General features: G+C 56.3%; 13 protein-coding genes and 1 other RNA gene. 7 read left to right on the top strand and 7 right to left on the bottom strand.

Translation table 11 applies throughout. The annotated features are described in order from the left end of the window. Positions 1–137 precede the first annotated feature (137 nt). Both CPH65_RS23255 and CPH65_RS23250 read right to left on the bottom strand, forming a co-directional pair. Positions 138–1766, bottom strand: a complete 1629-nt coding sequence (locus CPH65_RS23255) for a chloride channel protein (protein ID WP_096176071.1) — start codon at positions 1764–1766, stop codon at positions 138–140. Between the two features lie 145 nt (positions 1767–1911). Then, complete coding sequence (locus CPH65_RS23250; RefSeq protein ID WP_096176070.1) at positions 1912–3408, bottom strand: chloride channel protein; 1497 nt, start codon at positions 3406–3408, stop codon at positions 1912–1914. 564 nt (positions 3409–3972) lie between these two features. Between CPH65_RS23250 and CPH65_RS23245 the strand changes: the two genes are divergently transcribed. Both CPH65_RS23245 and CPH65_RS23240 read left to right on the top strand, forming a co-directional pair. Then, on the top strand, positions 3973–5388 hold the full coding sequence (locus tag CPH65_RS23245) for an FAD-binding oxidoreductase (RefSeq protein WP_096176069.1): 1416 nt from the start codon (positions 3973–3975) through the stop codon (positions 5386–5388). Positions 5389–5659: 271 nt separating this feature from the next. Further along, complete coding sequence (locus CPH65_RS23240; protein WP_371359470.1) at positions 5660–9988, top strand: AsmA family protein; 4329 nt, start codon at positions 5660–5662, stop codon at positions 9986–9988. Positions 9989–10129: 141 nt separating this feature from the next. Here CPH65_RS23240 and CPH65_RS23235 read toward each other — a convergent pair whose 3' ends face one another. The 4 genes from CPH65_RS23235 to ssrA form a co-directional block, all read right to left on the bottom strand. Next, the gene (locus CPH65_RS23235) at positions 10130–10345 is read right to left on the bottom strand and encodes a ribbon-helix-helix domain-containing protein (protein ID WP_096176067.1); all 216 of its coding nucleotides are present in this window, start codon (positions 10343–10345) and stop codon (positions 10130–10132) included. A gap of 11 nt (positions 10346–10356) precedes the next feature. Beyond that, positions 10357–10557 (bottom strand): DUF4169 family protein, encoded by a 201-nt coding sequence (locus CPH65_RS23230; RefSeq protein ID WP_096176066.1) that lies wholly within the window; start codon positions 10555–10557, stop codon positions 10357–10359. 44 nt (positions 10558–10601) lie between these two features. Beyond that, entirely contained in the window at positions 10602–11204 is a 603-nt protein-coding gene (locus tag CPH65_RS23225) for an SspB family protein (RefSeq protein WP_096176065.1), read from the bottom strand. Between the two features lie 149 nt (positions 11205–11353). Then, positions 11354–11725, bottom strand: a transfer-messenger RNA (tmRNA) gene (gene ssrA, locus CPH65_RS23220). 149 nt (positions 11726–11874) lie between these two features. Here ssrA and CPH65_RS23215 point away from each other — a divergent pair. Further along, positions 11875–12669, top strand: a complete 795-nt coding sequence (locus CPH65_RS23215; RefSeq protein WP_096176064.1) for a thymidylate synthase — start codon at positions 11875–11877, stop codon at positions 12667–12669. A gap of 62 nt (positions 12670–12731) precedes the next feature. Here the strand turns inward: CPH65_RS23215 and CPH65_RS23210 are convergent, their stop codons facing one another. After that, positions 12732–13784 (bottom strand): LacI family DNA-binding transcriptional regulator, encoded by a 1053-nt coding sequence (locus CPH65_RS23210; protein ID WP_096176063.1) that lies wholly within the window; start codon positions 13782–13784, stop codon positions 12732–12734. 365 nt (positions 13785–14149) lie between these two features. Here CPH65_RS23210 and CPH65_RS23205 point away from each other — a divergent pair, with 365 nt between their 5' ends. The 4 genes from CPH65_RS23205 to CPH65_RS23190 all read left to right on the top strand — a co-directional run bounded on the left by CPH65_RS23205 (position 14150) and on the right by CPH65_RS23190 (position 18586). Then, entirely contained in the window at positions 14150–15436 is a 1287-nt protein-coding gene (locus tag CPH65_RS23205; protein WP_096176592.1) for an extracellular solute-binding protein, read from the top strand. Positions 15437–15536: 100 nt separating this feature from the next. Next, positions 15537–16463, top strand: a complete 927-nt coding sequence (locus CPH65_RS23200) for a carbohydrate ABC transporter permease (RefSeq protein WP_197703912.1) — start codon at positions 15537–15539, stop codon at positions 16461–16463. A 3-nt stretch (positions 16464–16466) separates the two neighbouring features. Beyond that, positions 16467–17300 (top strand): carbohydrate ABC transporter permease, encoded by an 834-nt coding sequence (locus CPH65_RS23195; protein ID WP_096176062.1) that lies wholly within the window; start codon positions 16467–16469, stop codon positions 17298–17300. Between the two features lie 125 nt (positions 17301–17425). After that, entirely contained in the window at positions 17426–18586 is a 1161-nt protein-coding gene (locus tag CPH65_RS23190) for an ABC transporter ATP-binding protein (protein WP_096176061.1), read from the top strand. Positions 18587–18598: the final 12 nt, after the last annotated feature.

Raw genomic sequence — 18598 nt, 5'->3', positions numbered from 1 at the left:
TTGGGTCCTGTTGGCGCAAAGAAGGGGATCGAGCCGGGTGAGCAGCGAATCCAATTGAAGAACATTATAGCAACAAATGTGGTTTGTCAGGGGCCAATCTGACGATTTTTCTCGTTGTTGGCATCTTCGCTTAGGACTTATCTGTGCTCTTCGACCTGAGAGTCAATGAGCATGTCGTTGAAAAACTTGAGGGCAGTCACCTGACGTGCCCAACCGATGATCCGTGTCTTGTCCAACGGGTCGAGAACGGCGAGATCCCCGCCTCCGGCCAGATCGAAGGCCTTGAGTGCCTGTTCGAGCGTGTCAAAATGGCTGATCGTGGGCGTGTCCTCGGCCAAGACACGGTCTTCCGGCGGGGCGTCCTGAGCGAGGGGCTCATAGAATTGTGAGACCGTGAGGGTCGAGACGAGATATTTGTGGGCTCCTTCATTGAGAAAAATGCCGCGCAATTCCAGTTGCCAGTGAAAGTATGAGCGGCCATGCAGGGCGATGGTGATGCCCGTGGCAATCGACACCGTAAGCAGAAGCGCGATGGAAAGCGCGTAGCCACCGGTCAATTCGAAGACCATCACAGTGGTGGAGACAGGGGCCCCGAGCACGGCGGCCGCAACGGCCCCCATGCCCAGAATGGCGTAAAGGCCGTGATCGGAGGCCATTTCCGGCCAGAACTGACCGGCGATCATGCCAAAGGCGCCGCCTGTCATGGCACCGATATAGAGGCTGGGCGAGAAAATGCCGCCGCCGAAACGGGAAGCCAGCGTCACGGCAGTAGCGACAGTCTTTGCGCCGATCAAAAGCAAAAGCAGGAGCAGCGGCAGCTGCTGTTTCAGCGCCATGTCCATGGCCTCATACCCCACACCGAGGACTTCAGGGAAGACGAGACCGATGCAGCCGACGATAAAACCGCCGATCACGGGGCGAATGATCAAGGGCATGCGGATGTTGCGGGCAATCCAGTCCGTGCCGATGAGGGCGAGCTGAAACAGCACCGCTGCGATTGCACAGACCAGACCGAGAAGGGCAAAGGCGGGCATTTCCCAATAGGACGTGATCTGGTAGCTGGGGATGATGAAGGCCGCGATGTCGCCAAAATAGAGGCGCGAAACCATGGTCCCGAAGGCAGAGGCAACCACGATGGGCACAAAGGCACTGAGGGCATAGTGGCCCAAAATCACTTCGTGAGCGAACAGGACGCCCGCGATGGGGGCATTGAACGACGCCGACACCGCACTTGCAACACCGCAGGCAAGCATGATTCTCTTGGCCGTTGGGGGCAGGTCAAAGCGCTCGCACAGGGTTGTTGCAAGGCTCGCGCCCAGATGGACGATTGGGCCCTCCCGTCCGGCGCTTGCGCCGCAGCCCAGAGAAACAATATTGACCGCAGCGCTGTCGAGCCCTTGCCAGAAACGCAAGCCCTTGCCGTGTTTGGCGCGGGCCTCGATCACATCGGACACGTTTTCTGGTCGTTTGCGGGGATGAACATATTGCAGGAATGCCCCGACAAAGAGGCCCCCCACGGTCGGTGCAAGAATGATCAGCCAGCCTGGCAAGTCACGCGCGGCCGAAGCGACATTCTCGCTCATGGTTCCGAGCCAGAGCATTTGGATGCCACCAATTCCAAGACGAAACAGAATGGCGGCGCACCCGACCATCAGGCCGATCACAATGGCCAGCACCCACATTTTCGACTGCCGGGTGGACCAGTGATACTTCAAGTTGGGTTCAATCCAACTCAGCGACAATTTGATCGGGTTCAGCCAACGCATGAATGTGCCATTCTCAAAGCCAGGAGCGAAACCAGCTTATGAGGGCTTTCATGCGTTTGGCAACATCTAGAATGGGCTAAGGGCCATGGACCAAAAGAGGCTTGCAAAAGGCGCTGTTTGATGCCTGTAGCAAGGCGGCTTGTCGTTATGCCTTGTCTGGCTTGTCCTGACTTTCGCCTTTGTCTCCGTCCGTATCCCTGTCAGAGGCGTCGCCTGTGGGCCCTTCTGTGGCCCCTTCTGCAGCACCGTCTGTGTCCTCACCCGGCTCAATTTCCGACTGCTCATTCTGGGCGCGCAGTCTCTCTTCCTCAGCTTCTGCAGCCAGTCTGGCATCTTCGGCTCGTTGGCGAGCAAAGGCCAGGAACTTGCCTGACTGGGCGTGATAGACGCCTTCCTTGCAGAGCAGTTTTGAGGAGCCGTTCGCGATCAGGGCGCAGGCCATGAGCGGCAGCATCATCTGGTGATTGTCGGTCATCTCCATGACGATGACAAAGGCGGTGATGGGGGCCTGAACCACGCCCGTGAAATAGGCCACCATGCCCAGCAGGATGATCACCCCGATGGGGACATTGGGAAACAGGGGTGCAAGATCAGCTCCGACGCCGGCACCGATGGACAGGGAAGGAGAGAAGATACCGCCGGGCAATCCGGCAATTGACGAGATCGTCGTGGCAAGGAATTTCAAGGGGGCATAAATCAGCGACAGCGAGGTGTCGTCGTGCAAGGCATCGCGGGCTGCTTCATACCCGGCGCCATTCACTGCCCCATGGCTGACCAGACTGGCCAGAGCTACAATCAGGCCACACAGAATGGCAAACAGCACAGGCCATTTCTTGATCAACTGTCCTGCACGGCCCGGCAGGCCGTATGTGAAGATAATGAGAATGCGGGAGAACAGACCACCGAGCAGGCCACCGGCGACGCCGATGACCGGAACCGCTATCCAGCCCATGCCGAACTGCATAACATCATGGGTGGTGCCGAAGTAGGTGTAGTTGCCGAAGATCGACATCGAGGTCAGACCGGCAAAGATCACTGTGCCCAGAATCATGCCGCTGGTGCGCATCTCGAAGGAGCGGCTCATTTCCTCGATCGCAAAGACGATCCCGGCGAGAGGCGTGTTGAAAGCACCGGCAACACCGGCGGCCGCGCCAGCCAGAATGAGACCGACCTGCCGTTTCGGTGCGATACGGCCCGTAAGAAACATGATGGCAGCACCGACTTGCACGGTCGGTCCTTCGCGCCCTGTCGACGCGCCAACGGCAAGGCCGAGCATGGTCATCAACACCTTGCCAACGGCGGTCCGGATGCCCACCAGATGGATGCGCTTGGCGGGGTGCTTGAGCTTGCGTGCCGCAATGGCCTGAGGAATACCCGATCCTTGTGTGCCGGGGAAATAGCGATTGGTGATCCAGACAACCAGACCAAATCCCAATGGGGTGACCGCGAGGCCCGAATAGGGATAGCGACGGATCATTTCCCGGAAGGCCTCCTGACAGGCGTCAGCGCCGATGGCGAGGCCGACCGCGGCCAGACCGACCATGAGGCCGCCGAGACCGAAAATGATGCGGCGTTGCCAAATAAGCTGTTGTGCGCGGACTTGACGATCCGACGGGAAATTGATGTTGAGTCTGTTTTGCATGTCTTTGGAGGACTGGTTCGGGTTTTAAAAGAGTGAGGCAAGTCTTTTGGCTTTGAGTCTCTCGCCTGCTGAAACCGGGTCATCCTCCCTGACGGATCCGGTTGATCGCACACAAGCTGCACCGTTAGCCATTCATGGAAAGACAATGCTGCAACTGCGATATCATTGGTTTTCGATCCGAATGATCCTTTTGTCAATGCGATTGATCATTTTGTGAAGTCTGTAAAATTCGTTCACCGGGTTTGACGGACACAATCTGCGGACAAAACTGCCCTTATAGTTCACGGAAAATAGCTGGAGAAGGCGTATTTCCATGCTTGATTGCTTGCATCGAGTGTGGGCAATGGCGCATAAAACGCTCAACATGTGTCCGATCATGACGTTATCGTCCGAACTGTCCGATTTCTATTCGGGCTCCGCTTTTTGATCGGTCGCAACCCTTCGCAATGCGCGATGCTGCTACAAGGCCTGTCAGATGACTTTTCGACCTCTGGTTGGATCGGACCTGACCTTGGTGAGTCGGGCAACCGAACACTCTGCCAGAAACCCAGAAGGAATTTTTTGATGGGAATTGAACCGCATTTCAGCCGTACCACCGATAAGGCCGCGATCAATCGCGTCTGCGACCGTCTCATGTCGCGTTTTGGCGAGCGTTTCATGACCGGACAATCGGTCCGCGAGCAGCACGGGCACACGACCACCTATCTGCCCGGCGAATGGCCCGATGGTGTGGTGATGGTCAACAGCACTGAAGAGGTGTCCGAGGTCGTGACAATTTGTCACGAGGAAAATGTACCGGTTATCCCCTTTGGGTCCGGTTCCTCGCTCGAAGGGCATCTTAATGCGCCCTATGGCGGTATTTCCGTTGACGTGAGCGGCATGAATGAAGTCCTCGCCGTTCATCCCGAGGATCTCAATTGTACGGTTCAGGCCGGTGTGACGCGCAGCCAGCTCAATGATTATTTGCGTGATACGGGGCTTTTCTTTCCCATCGATCCGGGTGCGGATGCCACCATCGGCGGCATGACGGCAACCCGCGCCTCGGGCACCAATGCCGTGCGCTACGGCACCATGCGCGAAACCGTGGTCTCACTGAAGGCCGTTATGTCCGATGGAACGATCATCGAAACGGCCAGCCATGCCAAGAAAAGCGCCGCCGGGTATGACCTGACGCGGTTGCTCGTCGGGTCGGAAGGCACGCTTGGGGTGATCACGGAGGTGACGCTCAAACTGTCGGGCATTCCGCAAGCCATCGCCGGGGGGATCTGCAATTTCGAGGATCTGGAAAGCGCCTGCAATGCCGTCATCATGACCATCCAGTGCGGCATTCCAATCGCCCGCATCGAGTTGCTGGACAGTGTTCAGGTCAAGGCCTGCAATCTCTATTCTAAGATGGATCTTGTCGAGCGCCCGACATTGCTTGTCGAGTTTCACGGCACGGACACCGGGGTTGCCGAGCAGATCGAATTGTTTGGTGATATCATCGCCGAGTATGGTGGCTCGGACTTTCAAGCCACGACCAAACCGGAAGACCGCACCAAATTGTGGACCGCGCGGCACAATGCTTTTTGGGCCGGTTGCGGATTGCGTCCCGGCTGCAAGGGCCTGTCGACGGATGCCTGCGTGCCGATCTCGCGCCTTGCGGAATGTGTGACCGAAACGCAGAAGGACATCGAGGACAGCGGCCTGATCGGCCCCATTGTCGGGCACGTCGGAGACGGCAATTTCCATGTGCTTCTGGTGCTTGATCCGGATGATCAGGCCGAGATCGACAATGCGGAAGCCTTCCTCAAGCGCCTTGCCGAGCGGTCGATTGGCATGGGCGGGACCTGCACGGGCGAGCACGGTGTCGGGCAGGGCAAGATGAAGTTTATGCGTGACGAATTTGGTCCGGCGCTGCGCTACATGGCCGCGATCAAGCAGGCCTTCGATCCGAACAACATCATGAACCCAGGCAAGATCGTGCCGAAACTGGACTGACAAGAACTTATAAGTCACTCACTTGGCTGATATTTTGCCAGCTGGATCACTCTTCACACCTTTGCGCGTTGGAAGATGGCGATTGCGGCAGCATATAGCATTGAAATTTGTTGCATTTTGCATTGCAATAGGGTTTCGATTTGCTTTAGGTCACATTGTAGCCGGTTCAACCTGATATAGGTTGAGATGAGCTCGGGGGTGGCCGGAGTGCTCGGTTTGGTGCGCGCGTCGATGTTTTGTCGATTGGGATCTCCATAGGGGGACTTGAGTTCTGAATAGTCTTTATTTCACCATCGGCGGTACGATTCTGCTGGCGCTGATCGTTGCGCTGGTTGGTCCGTTTTTTGTTGACTGGACATCCTATCGCGCTGCGTTCGAGCGGCAGGCGACGCAGGTGCTGGGGCAGCCCGTGCAGGTGCTCGGGGATGCCGACATGCAGATCCTGCCTATTCCGCGTCTGCATTTCGAAAGCGTCCATGTTGGCCCGGATGGTCAGGCACCGATTTTGGTGGTGGATGAATTCGACATTCGCATCGAGCTCCTCCCGCTGTTGCAGGGCAAGATCGAAGTGGTCGACATGACCCTGCAGTCTCCCGATCTCAAGCTGAAGATGGATGAAAAGGGACGGATCGCGTTTCGGCAGGATGGCGGCAAGCTATGGGAGCTTGATCTTGCGAACATCCGGCTCAATGATGTGCGCATCAAGGATGGCAGCATTTCGCTCGAAGACATGCCGACCGGCCGAAAAAAAGAGATCGAGTCTCTCAACGGCACGCTTCAGGCCCGCAGTCTGATCGGCCCCTACAAGATTGAAAGCTCCTTTCAGCTCGATGGTCAGCCCTATTCCCTGATGCTTTCAACCGGTTCGGCCGGTGAGGACGGCATGCGTGTGAAGAGCATGCTGACCCCCTATAATCTGCCAATCACGCTTTCCATCGATGGCAATGTCACGGCCAATGAGGATGGCCTTTATCATTATATCGGTGATACGCGCCTGACGAACCAGATCGAGGGTCTTGAAGGGGTGGTGCCATGGGAGCTGACCGGTGAAAGCAATCTCACCGTCTCGTCGCTGACCATGCCAACCTTCGAATTCACTCATGGCGATGTCGATCAGGCCTATCGTCTGGCTGGATCGGGCAGCATTGCCTTTGGCGAAAATCCAAGCTTTGACATTGCAGTCAATTCGCGTCAGCTCGATCTCGACAGGGCGCTGGGCGATGGGCCGGATGCGCCGATTGATCTTCATGCCGGCATTCAGAAAATGGCCGGGGTGCTCAGCGCTCTGCCCGCCCCGCCGATGCCGGGCAAGGTGAGCTTTGAAGTGCCGGGTGTCATTCTGGCTGGCGGGATCATGCGCAACCTTCTGCTCGAGGCGGACTATGCCGATAAGGGCTGGCAGGTCGAGACCCTTGAGGCCGATCTGCCCGGACAGACCCGCTTTGCGATCTCGGGATTGTTCTCTCGCGTTGCACAGGCCGGGGATGAGGGACAGGCCATATTTGGCCATACATTTGACGGATTGGCGCGCATCCGCTCGGATCAACCGACGGGGTTTGCCAAATGGTGGCTGAAGGACGGGGCCGATGTCGGTCGCCTCGTGCCGTTCGATCTCAGCGGCAAGCTTCTGGCCAAATCCGACGCGGTGTCCGTCTCCTCCATGATGCTCGACCTTGATGGCAATCAGGCGTCCGGTCGGATCGACTGGTCCCTTGCCAATGAAGACAAGGGCGACGTGGCGTCCCTGTCTCTGGATTTGAAGGCCGATCAGCTCGATCTGGATGCGGTGCAGGGGATTGGAGCGCTTTTGCTGAGCAATTCGCAAGGGCAGGCGCCACCACTTGGCGATATTCATCTCGACGTTGAAACCGACAAGGTTACTGCGGGCGATTTCCAAGGTGAGAAACTGGCGGCCAAGCTGAGCATTGCGGAAGGTGGGGTCGATATCAACCGTCTGGTGATTGAGGACTTTGCCGGTGCCTATCTGTCGATGACGGGGAGCCTTGATAATCTGGGCGGCACGCCGCGTGGGCAACTCCTCGGAGAGTTGCGGGCGGATGATCTGACCGGTCTTTCGAGCCTTGTTAAACGGCTTTTACCGGAACAAGCCGCGGCGCAGTGGTTTGAACGGGCAAGCCGTGGACTGTCTCCTGCCGATCTGTCCTTCTCAGTTGATGCCGGAGCTGAGGAAGGCGGGCTCAAGGGCAGTCTTTCAGGGCTCTTGGGAGGTGGAACCGTTGCCCTTGAGGCCCGCTCCAAGGGTGCCCTGTCGGAATGGTCCTCGGTGCCGATGTCCGCCGAATTGAAGCTCGACAATCCTGATGGCCGCAGGCTGTTCAATCTTGTCGGTTTGGGGCAAGGGTTGCTTGAGCTTCCCGCGCTTTCTTCGGAAATCTCGATTGACGGGACCTTGGATCAAGGGGCCAAGTTGGTTGCCCGCCTTGACCCGGAAAACGGCGCGCTCGTCTATGATGGCACGCTGACCTTCGCGGGGCGATCTGGATGGGCCAGCAAGGGGACGCTGTCGCTGACGGCGGATGACTTTTCGCCTTATTTGTTGGGCAGCGGTCTCTATTCGGGGGATTTTTCAAGGGATCTGCCCGTCAATCTCACCGCTGTCATCGATCATTCGCGAGATCTCACGCGCATTTCGAAGATCAAGGGACAATGGATCGGACAACCGGTTGTCGGGTCGCTTGACTACAAAGAAACCATCACGGATCGCGATATCTCGGGCCGGTTTGAAGTTGGTGATGTGGACGGTGTCTGGCTCGGGGAGACCGTGCTGGGAGCCGGGCGTCTGAGGGGCTCGGGCGATGCATGGTCCGACACAGCTTTTGTCGCCGGCGTGGATGCCGTTGGTGATCTGCCAATTAAACTGGCGCTTGATGTCAAGGCACGCAGCCTGACGTTCGATGAGCCTTACGTTTTTCAGCAACCCAGTTTTGAGCTGTTGTGGCGACCGGAGAGTCTCTCCGTCAGCAATTTCAAGGCGCTCATGGCGGGCGGAACCGCGACGGGCGGCCTGCAATTGGAAAATGTCGGAGGGGAAGGGGTTCTCAAGTCGCATCTGCGCGTGGATGGCGCAGCGCTGTCTCCCTTCATCTGGCAACGGGATGGACGCTCGGTCGCCAGCGGTCTGTTCGATGTCAATGTGAATGTCGAGAGTCAGGGGCGCTCTTTGGCTGGTCTTGTTTCTGGACTGTCTGGCAACGGCACCTTCACCATCCGCGATGCCGTGCTGCAATATATCAATCCGCAAGCTTTCGAGCAGGTGGTGCGCGCGGTAGATGCGGGGCTTGAGCTTAAAGAGGACAAGATCAGGCAGACCTTCGTGTCGCATATGGATGCCGGATCGACCCGTGTTTCGGAGCTGACCGGAACATTCAGCCTTGCAGGTGGCGCGCTGAGGGCGAGCAACATGGATGCGGAGGCCGAGATTCTTCAATCGCGCGGCAGTGTGACGATGGATCTGGCCGAGCAGACGATTGATGCGGACTGGTCGATCAAGGTTGAGCCAAACGAAGAAGATGCGGTGACCGGGGCGCAGCCGGAAGTCGGTCTGGTCTTTGCGGGCGATCTCTCTGCACCGCGGCGGATTGTTGATGTGGCGCCCTTCACCGGATATCTGAGCATTCGCGCCTTTGAGCGTGAAGTGGACCGGGTTGAGCGGATGCAAGCCGACATTCTGGAAAAGGAACGGATGCGGCGGCTGTTGCGGCTCTATCGCGAACGCGCCCGGCACCGGGAGGAAGCCGCAGAGGCGGCTGAACGTGACCGTCTGGCCGCGATCACGACCGAACAGCAAAAAGCCGAAGAAGCCAAACGCAAGGCGGCTGAAGATGCGGCAAAACGCGAGGCGGAAGCAGAGCGTAAGGCTGAAGAAGCCCGCAAAGCAGCAGAGGAAGCCAAGCGCCGTGAAGAAGAGGCCAGACGTGTGGCTGAGGAGCGGCGCAAAGCCGAAGAGGCCGCTCGTCTGAAAGCCGAGGCCGAAAGGCAGGCCGAAGAACAGCGGCTCGCCGCCGAAGAGGCTGCGCGCCGTGAAGCAGAAGCGCGCAGGGCAGAAGAAATTCGCAAGGCTGCTGAAGAGGCTGCGCGACAGGAAGTTGCCGCCCGTGTTGCCGAGGAACAAAGCAAACTGGATGAAGCCCGTAAAGCGGCAGAGGAGCGTGAGCGTCTTGCGCTGGAAGCTCAGAAACGGGCGGAAGAAGAAGCCGCTCGGGCCGAGGCTGCGCGTCTTGATGCCGTCAGGGGGGCCGAAGAAGCCCGCAAGGCCGCCCAAGAGGCGGAACAGTCAGCTGTCAACTCGGAAATGCGTCCGGGCGGGATCGAACTTCGTCCGCTGAATGATCTTGAGCTGCAACCCACCGAGCAAGTCGCAGAGCCTGAAGCTGACATTCCGCAAGAGGCCGATATTCCTCAAGAGGACGAGTCTTTCGTACCGCTGCCGGACGTTCTGACCATCCTGCCTCGGACGCGGCAGGCACCAGCGGCACCGCTCCAGTTGACCGTACCGGTGACCCCTATCGAGCCGACGATTCACAATGATCTGATTGAAGAGTTGCGTAGCTCACCAGACCGGATCATTCAGCTGGATTGATCGCGGCATCGGGATTGAGCGGGCGTTAGGGGGGGGATTAAGCAGATGGCGGTTGTCGCGCTTTTGGGGGCTTACCCATCCATCGATAGCCTGTGATCAGTGGTGTCCGCTTGGTTCTGGGGACGTCAGGCTTCAGGGATATCAGGTGTGTGGGATTTGCGACTTGTAGTGATCAAGCACGGTGAGGCGGATTGCCGAGGAGAGATTGTTCTGGCCGCGCTCCCGGTCGATCTGGCGAATGATATCTGCCAGAGATTTCTTTCGACTTTCTGCGACAACCTTCAGGCCCTGCCAGAATTCGTCTTCCAAAGAGATTGATGTGCGATGACCCGAAATGGTCACGGAATGCTTTTTCATGCTGCGGCCTGTTATGCCTTGTCCTCGGGAGACGGGGCCGCCCCAAGCTTGTGGCCGTCCAGATGCTGTTGCAGTTTTTCTGTGTCGTGTTTGTGCTGGTGCTTCTCGGCCTTGGTGCGGCCAAAAAGAGCCCGATTGCTTTCTGCCTTGCGCTCTTTGTCTACACGCGCCTTGTTCTTGCGCGCCTGACGCAGATTGATGATGTCAGCCATTGTTGTTTCGCTGCGGCCTCCGTTGTGCGAGGCTCTCCGTCGCTTTACTTCTTGCGAAAGGCATCCAGAGAGACCACTTCGGCCCCTTCGGTTTTGTCCGGATCGTCGCCGTCTTCTTCCTCTGTTTCGTCCTTCTGGCTCTGATCGTCCGCGCTTGCTTCCTGCTCGACGCTGTCAAGCAGGGCGTTGATCTCTTCAGCCGGATCAGCTGTGGGATCCATAACGGAGAGGACAATATCCTCATCAGACATCAAACTGGTGTCGAGGTCGGCGCTTTCTTCTTCCAGCGCCGTATCGATCTCGAACTGAAGCGAGAAATGAACGCTGGGGTCGATGAAGGTGACGATGGAGGTATAGGGAATGTAGAGCTTTTCCGGGATGCCGTCGAAGGACAACCCGATTTCGATGGCCTGATCATTGGCCTGCAGATCCCAAAACTGGTGCTGCAGCACAATGGTCATGTCTTCGGGGTACTTCTCGAGAAGCCTTGGCGATAGACGGACGCCCGGAGCTTGCGTGTTGAAGGTGATGTAAAAATGATGCTCGCCGGGAAGGCCCGTGCGGGCCACTTCGATCAGCACCGTTTTAACGACACCCCGCAAGGCATCCTGTGCAAGGATGTCATACCGGATCAGGTCTTCGCTCATGGGGCCTCCGAAAATTTGCTAGAATTTGACGACACCTTGTCCGAGGCGGATGCTTGGAGTCAAGCTAAGCCGGACCTAATCCCCTGATTGGGCAAGAGATATCAACCGTTGCCCAGACAGCCAATGCTGTTTTGAACGCGCGGGTTCATGGTGAGGGCTTCTGTTGCCAGGTGCCCCCGAACCCCGCCTAACCGAGCATACCGGCTAGGGCTTTAAGTGGCTAGTCGCACTGCTTAAGCAGCAGCGAGACGAGAGCCTGCATAGTTGTCGTTTGCAACTACAAAATTAGCCCGATAACGGTGGTACAATGCCGAGCAAAAACACAATCTTTACACCCTCGTCGATCCTATTTCGCCCCCAGCAAAAACATCGCTTCGCGTCATGCTCACGATGCGGTGCTTTTGGTGGAGGCGCCGGGTACCGCCCCCGGGTCCGATAGGCTTATTACAGAGGCCATTTATTGCCGTAGTCACAGAAGTGACATGCTGAATATAGGGACCGCGCGCAGGAATTTAAAGTAGGAAAAGTGAAAGGGGGAGTGTTCGCTGTGCATGGTTTTTCCCAGCAGCTGCGTTGCGGCAAAGCCTCACAGCAAAAGCGCTTCTGGCTGTGAGACAGAATCGTGTATCACACAGACCTAGCGTGACTGGATGCCGAGAAAGGAACCCCCATGCAGGCTTACCTCGATTTGATGCAGCATATTCTCGACAACGGCGTGGACAAAGGGGACCGAACCGGTACTGGCACGCGCTCGGTGTTCGGGCATCAGATGCGGTTTGATCTGTCCGCCGGATTTCCGCTCCTCACGACGAAAAAGCTGCATCTGCGCTCCATTATCCACGAGTTGCTGTGGTTCCTGTCCGGGGATACCAACATCGGCTATCTGAAAGCCAACAAGGTGCGAATCTGGGATGAATGGGCCGATGAAAACGGCGATCTGGGGCCTGTCTATGGGCATCAGTGGCGCTCGTGGCCAGCAAGAGATGGTTCGACGATCGACCAGATCAGCCAGTTGCTCGATCAGATTCGGGTCAATCCGGACAGTCGCAGGCTGATTGTCACCGCCTGGAACCCGGCCGATGTCGAGCGGATGGCTTTGCCACCCTGTCACTGCCTGTTCCAGTTCTATGTGGCGGACGGAAAACTTTCCTGCCAGCTTTACCAGCGCTCAGCCGATGTCTTTCTCGGCGTTCCTTTCAATATCGCCTCCTATGCGCTGCTGACCATGATGGTTGCGCAGGTGTGCGATTTGGAGCCGGGGGATTTCGTTCACAGCCTTGGCGATGCGCATCTCTATTCGAACCATTTTGAACAGGCCAAGCTTCAGCTCAGCCGCGAGACGCGGTCCCTACCAACCATGCGCCTCAATCCGGATCGCAAGGATCTGTTTGCCTTCACGTTCGATGATTTCACGCTTGAGGATTATGACCCGCATCCGCATATTGCCGGGCAGGTGGCGGTCTGAGAGTGCCGAAACGGATCGCAATTGATGTCTGTTACGCGGCTTTCAGGGACTGATTCCGGTTCTTATTGAGCCTTTTCTTTGCCCTTTTCTTGGATCTTCCCATTCTTGTCTGAGCTGTGCAGGCTGCTGGTGGAGTCTCTGACAATCAGTTCTGTCGGTAACGTGATTTGATGGAATGGCACTTCCAGACCTGAAATCATGGCGAGCAACATGTTGACGGCAGAGCGGCCCATCTGCTGAAGTGGCTGGTGGACGGTGGTCAGAGCCGGGTGCATCTGTTGTGACAGTGTAATATCATCGAAACCAACGAGAGATATGTCTTCTGGCACAGAAAGCCCCGCTTCGCGGATGGCTGAAAGGGCACCAAGAGCGCTGATGTCATTGGAGGCAAAGATTGCGGTGGGGCGGTCCTTGATGGCGAGCAGTTCCTGGGCTGCGTCGAAGCCGCCCAGCTGCATGTAGTCACCCTCACAAATCAGGCCCGGATCATTGTCCAGTCCATATTGTTCCACCATATCCTTGTAGGCTTTGAGACGACTGCGCGCCGATAGCAGTTTGAGGTTGCCCGTGATGAAGCCGATCCGTCTGTGTCCCAACTCTATCAAATGGGTCATCGCTTGCCTGCCGCCCAGATATCCGTCCGTTATCACGGAGGGAAAGACGGGCTCGTCAAGAACCGTTTCCACAGTCACCACGGGCAGCGATGCTTCCTGTAGCTGTTCCAGATAGTCTGCCTCGTAAGGCAGCAGCACGATAATGCCATCTGCAACTTGCTGGAGCAGATTGACAACACTGGAGGGTGGCTGGGTATCATTGTCGGGCAAAGAGTAGACCAGCATTTCGTATCCGGCTCCGCGAATTGTGCCGCCGATGCCCATAATCATTTCGCCGGTGTATGAGGTGTGGAGCTGGGCAATCACGCCAATTATGTGGGTGCGCCCATTTGACAGCTTTTGGGCCAAAGGATTGGCCACATAGCCCATCTCGCTGGCGATGCGCAGAATGTCTTCCCGCGTCTTGTCGGACACGCCGGGCTTGTCATTAAGAGCGCGCGATGCCGTCATGCGAGAGACGCCCGCAACTTTTGCAACATCGGCGAGGGTGGGACGTGGCATTTTTGCTTGTACCTATCTCTTTAAAGCCCATTTCGTTCAAGCGCATTCTGTAACGATACTTGTAACGTTACAGGTGTTTGCGAGGCGCCCGGTTGTTGAGTGTTGACCGTACGTTCCGCCTGCAATGAGGCGCCGGCTTGTTGACAATTTTTTTGGCCAATTGGCTTTGCGATCGTCAAAAAATGCCTGATCGCCGCAAGATTGTCGCTCTCGATACACGATTATATGTCCTACATACAGTCTTTTTGCGAAGATTCAAAGCCATTGACACAAAGAAACGTTACCGGTAACGTTCGTAGGGTAAACTTGTCGGATCAGACATGATCCATTCAAGTCATGAACAATGGGAGGACAAGATGCACTCAATGCTGTCTAAACGTATTACCAACCTTCTTTGCGGTGTCGCTGTCGCCGGACTTCTGCCAATTGCGGCAGCTTCGGCAGACGATACCAAAGTCATCACATCATGGGACCTGCAGACGCAGGAGCGCACCGTTGCGACCATTCGCGACGCTGCTGACCGTTTCGAAGCCGCTAATCCCGGCTTCAAGGTCGAGGATGCCCACATTGCAAACGATGCCTACAAGACCAAGCTGAAAATCGCGTTTGGTGCCAATGAGGCTCCTTGTGTCTTCACCACGTGGGGTGGTGGCCCTCTGCGTGAATATATCAAGGCCGGCAAAGTGACGAACCTGACGCCGTATCTGGAAGAGCACAAGGAATTCGCCGATCGTTTCCTGCCTGCTGGCTTCTCAGCTGTCAAATATGATGGTGACATCTATGGCCTGCCTGTTATGACCACCGCAGTTGCCGTGGTTCTCTATAACAAGGAAATCTTCGAGAAACTCGACATTACTCCTCCCAAGACCTGGTCAGAGCTGATGGACGTGGTCAAAGTTCTCAACGAGAACAAGATCGCTCCGTTTGCTCTGGCCAATAAGGCAAAATGGCCTGGGTCTATGTTCTTTGTCTATCTTGCTGATCGCATTGGCGGACCGGAAGTCTTCCAAAAAGCTGCTGATCGCGAGCCGGGTGGCAGTTTTGAAGATCCAGCCTTCATCAAGGCAGGCAAGCTGCTTCAAGATCTGGTCAAGGCGGATGGTTTTGCACGTGGCTACAATGGTCTGGATTACGACATCGGCGGGTCTCGCCGGTTGCTCTATTCCGGCCGCGCAGCCATGGAGTTGATGGGCAGCTGGGAATTCGGTTCCATTGAGAATGAAAATCCTGATTTTGCCAAGAATATCAGCTTCTTCACCTTCCCTGCAGTGGAAGGGGGCAAAGGCGATCCCAACAATGCCATCGGCACCATGGGTGATAATTTCATCTCCATCAACGCCGATTGCCCTTATCAGGATGAAGCGTTTGATCTTCTGATGCACCAGACAGATGATCGGGCTGCAGAGCTGAAGATGGAAGACAACAAGATCCTTCCGGTCAAAGGCGTTAAAGTCGATGATCCTTATCTGGCCGAGGTGATGAAGGCCGTTTCGAAGGCTCCAAGCATCCAGCTCTGGTATGATCAGGAACTGGCTCCATCTCTTGCTGAAGTCCACAAGGATACGACTCAGCAACTGCTTGGTCTTTCCATAACGCCTGAAGAAGCAGCTGCAAAAATGGAAGCTGCCGCTCAGGAACTTGCCGACAAATAGTCTCTCTTGAGGGACCTTTCATCGACATTGTGATCGATCTTTCCGGCCGCTGTCTTTCAGAGGCAACGGCCGGTTTTTGCCAAATGAAGGGATGCTTCTCATGTCTGGTGGATCTCAACCATCCATGACCCTCCGTTCAAGACAATCCTATCGGAGAGCACAAAAGATAGCCCCTCTGGTCTTTCTTGCTCCGGCGATCATCTTGCTTTCGGTCTTTCTGCTCTACCCGTTGATCTACAGCTTCCAACTCTCCTTTCTTGACTGGAACGGGCTTGGTGACAACGCGCGTTTCACTGGTCTTGCCAACTGGGAAAGACTGATAAGCGACGGGATTTTCTGGCAATCGGCGCTGAACAACATCTATCTTGCGGTGTTCTCCGTCGTGATCCAGCTGCCCATTGCCGTTCTTCTTGCTGTGGTGCTGGACGAAGCGTCCAAAGGCTCACGGATCCTGAAAATCCTCTATTTCATCCCGCTTTTGATGTCGAGTGTGGCTCTGGGCGTGTTGTTCAAGAATATCTTCGACCCCAACTTCGGGCCGATCAACTCCATCCTTACCGAGTTCGGTCTTTATGACTTGACCCAGGATTGGCTGGGAGACCCGGATCTGGCACTAGGTTCGGTCATTGCCGTTGTCTGCTGGCAGAATGTGCCCTTCTACATGGTGCTGTTTCTGGCTGCTCTGTCCTCCTTCCCCCGAGAGGTCGTTGAAGCGGCAAATCTGGATGGCGCAAGTCAGTCCACCATCTTCTGGCGTCTCAAGTTGCCACATCTGCAAGGCACGTTCCGTACCGCGGTGCTGCTCGCTGTGATCGGCTCGATGCGCTACTTCGATCTTGTCTATGTGATGACGGATGGCGGCCCCGAGCATTCGTCGGAAATGATGGCCACCTACATGTATCACACGGTCTTCAACTCCTTCGAGATGGGCTATGGCAGCACCATTGCCTCGGCGATGTTCATCATCATCACCGTGATAGCGAGCATCTCCATGCGCGTGTCCAAACGCTTCGAAACGGAGGTCTGAGCGATGAGCAAGAAACCATTCAAGATATCAAAAGTCGCTTTTCCCGTGCTGGGCCTGTTCTGGCTGTTGGTCACCACGCTGCCCTTCATCTTCGTGGCTTTCACCAGCTTCAAGAGCCTGCAGGAAACCTACTCCAATCCGGTCTGGATGCCGCCCGAAACCTGGAATTTCGACAACTACCTCCAGTTGCTCAATGGATCGTTCCTTACCTATTTGCGCAACTCGGTGTTCGTCATCTCCATTTCGGTGATCCTCATCGTTCTGGTCAGTTCCATGGCGGCCTATGCCTTGGCGCGGCTCAAGTTCCGCTTCAACAATGCGCTGTTCGGTCTGATCGTGGCGGGCATGATCGTGCCTCTGCATGTGACGCTGGTGCCGGTCTATCTGATGATCAAGAATATGGGGCTGTATGACACCATGTTCGCGCTTATCGGCCCCTATGTGGCGTGCAGTCTGCCGATCTCGGTGTTCATTCTCACCGAATTCATGCGTCAGGTGCCCAAAGAGCTGGAAGAAGCGGCCTTCCTCGATGGCTGCGGTCCGTTCAAGATCTTCTTCAAGATCTTTTTTCCCCTCTCGGGACCGGGTATTTCAACGGTCGCCATCTACAACGGCATCATGCTGTGGAACGAGTTTGTGTTTGCCTATGTGTTGACCAGCTCGCCGAGCACGCGGACGCTGCCGCTCGCTGTGTGGGACTTTCAGGGTCAGTATGCTGCGGACATTCCTGCGATCCTCGCCGTGGTCACGCTCAGTACGCTGCCTTTGATCATCGTTTATGCCATCGGTCAGGAAAAAATCGTCAACGGCATGATGGCCGGGTCCCTGAAAGGTTGAACCATGACAGAGCATAGGCACAACCATTCGACCCAAGCTTTCCCATTCCCAAGCTCGATCGCACCCGTTTTGGACGGTGCGTCGCGGCCGGACAAAGACATCTCTGCAAAGAGGACCTCTCAGTCATGACAAGCATTACCCTTGAAAATGCAGCGAAACGGTTTGGCCGCGCTACCGTTCTGAATAAAATCGATCTTAAAATCGAGGATGGTCAGTTCTGCGTCTTCCTTGGTCCATCGGGCTGCGGCAAATCCACCTTGCTGCGGATGATCGCAGGGATCGAAACCCTGACAGACGGTGAGCTGCGGATCGGGGATCAGCGCATGAACGAAGCGCTGCCCGCTGAACGCCGTGTTGCCATGGTTTTCCAGAACTATGCGCTGTATCCGCATATGTCGGTCTATGAAAACATGGCCTTTGGCCTCAAGCAGGCCAAGACGCCAAAGGACAAGATTACCGAGCGAGTCAATGAAGCTGCCCGCATTCTGCAGATCGAGCCTTTGTTGGAGCGCAAGCCCAAGGAGCTTTCCGGTGGTCAGCGCCAGCGCGTGGCCATTGGTCGGGCGATCGTGCGCCAGCCGGCGGTGTTCCTGTTCGATGAACCGCTGTCCAACCTCGATGCCGCGTTGCGTGTGCATATGCGCACCGAGATTGCCAATCTGCATCGCAAGTTCCCAGAAGCCAGCATGGTTTATGTGACCCATGACCAGACCGAAGCGATGGCACTGGCCGACAAGATCGTTTTGCTGCGCGCAGGCGATGACGTGCTCAAAAAGGGATCCATTGCCCAGATTGGCACGCCGCTCGAGCTTTATCACCGGCCGCAAAACCTCTTCGTGGCGGGCTTCCTCGGGTCACCGGCCATGAATTTCCTTCCGGTGAAGCTGCTTGAGGCCACATCTGTTGGGGCGCGTGTTGCGCTCGACAGTGGTGAAACGTTGTTTGTCCCTGTTTCGGCTGATCAACTGGCCGTTGGCACCAAACTCACGCTGGGTGTCCGTCCAGAGCACATGCTGCCTGTTGGCGAAGAGGTGACCGAACAGGTCTTCACCCGATCTCTTAATGCCGTTGAGAATTTCGGCGAATACAGCTTCCTCTATCTATCGGAAAACGTTGACAACCCGATGATCGCGAAGGTCTCGGATGATGCCGTTGTGACCAGTCGTGGGGCGGTTCGTTTCCAAGTCAAACCCGAACTTTGTCATCTGTTCGACGAGGCTGGAGACGCGCTCACGCATCTCAATCCGGCTCCCAAATCTCTCAGCTTTGATGCCGCGTCACTCTGAAGCGCGCTTTTA

Source organism: Cohaesibacter sp. ES.047 (assembly GCF_900215505.1).
Taxonomy (GTDB): domain Bacteria; phylum Pseudomonadota; class Alphaproteobacteria; order Rhizobiales; family Cohaesibacteraceae; genus Cohaesibacter.
Note: the sequence above shows the minus strand (reverse complement) of the source record. Positions and strands in the feature narration are given on the sequence as shown.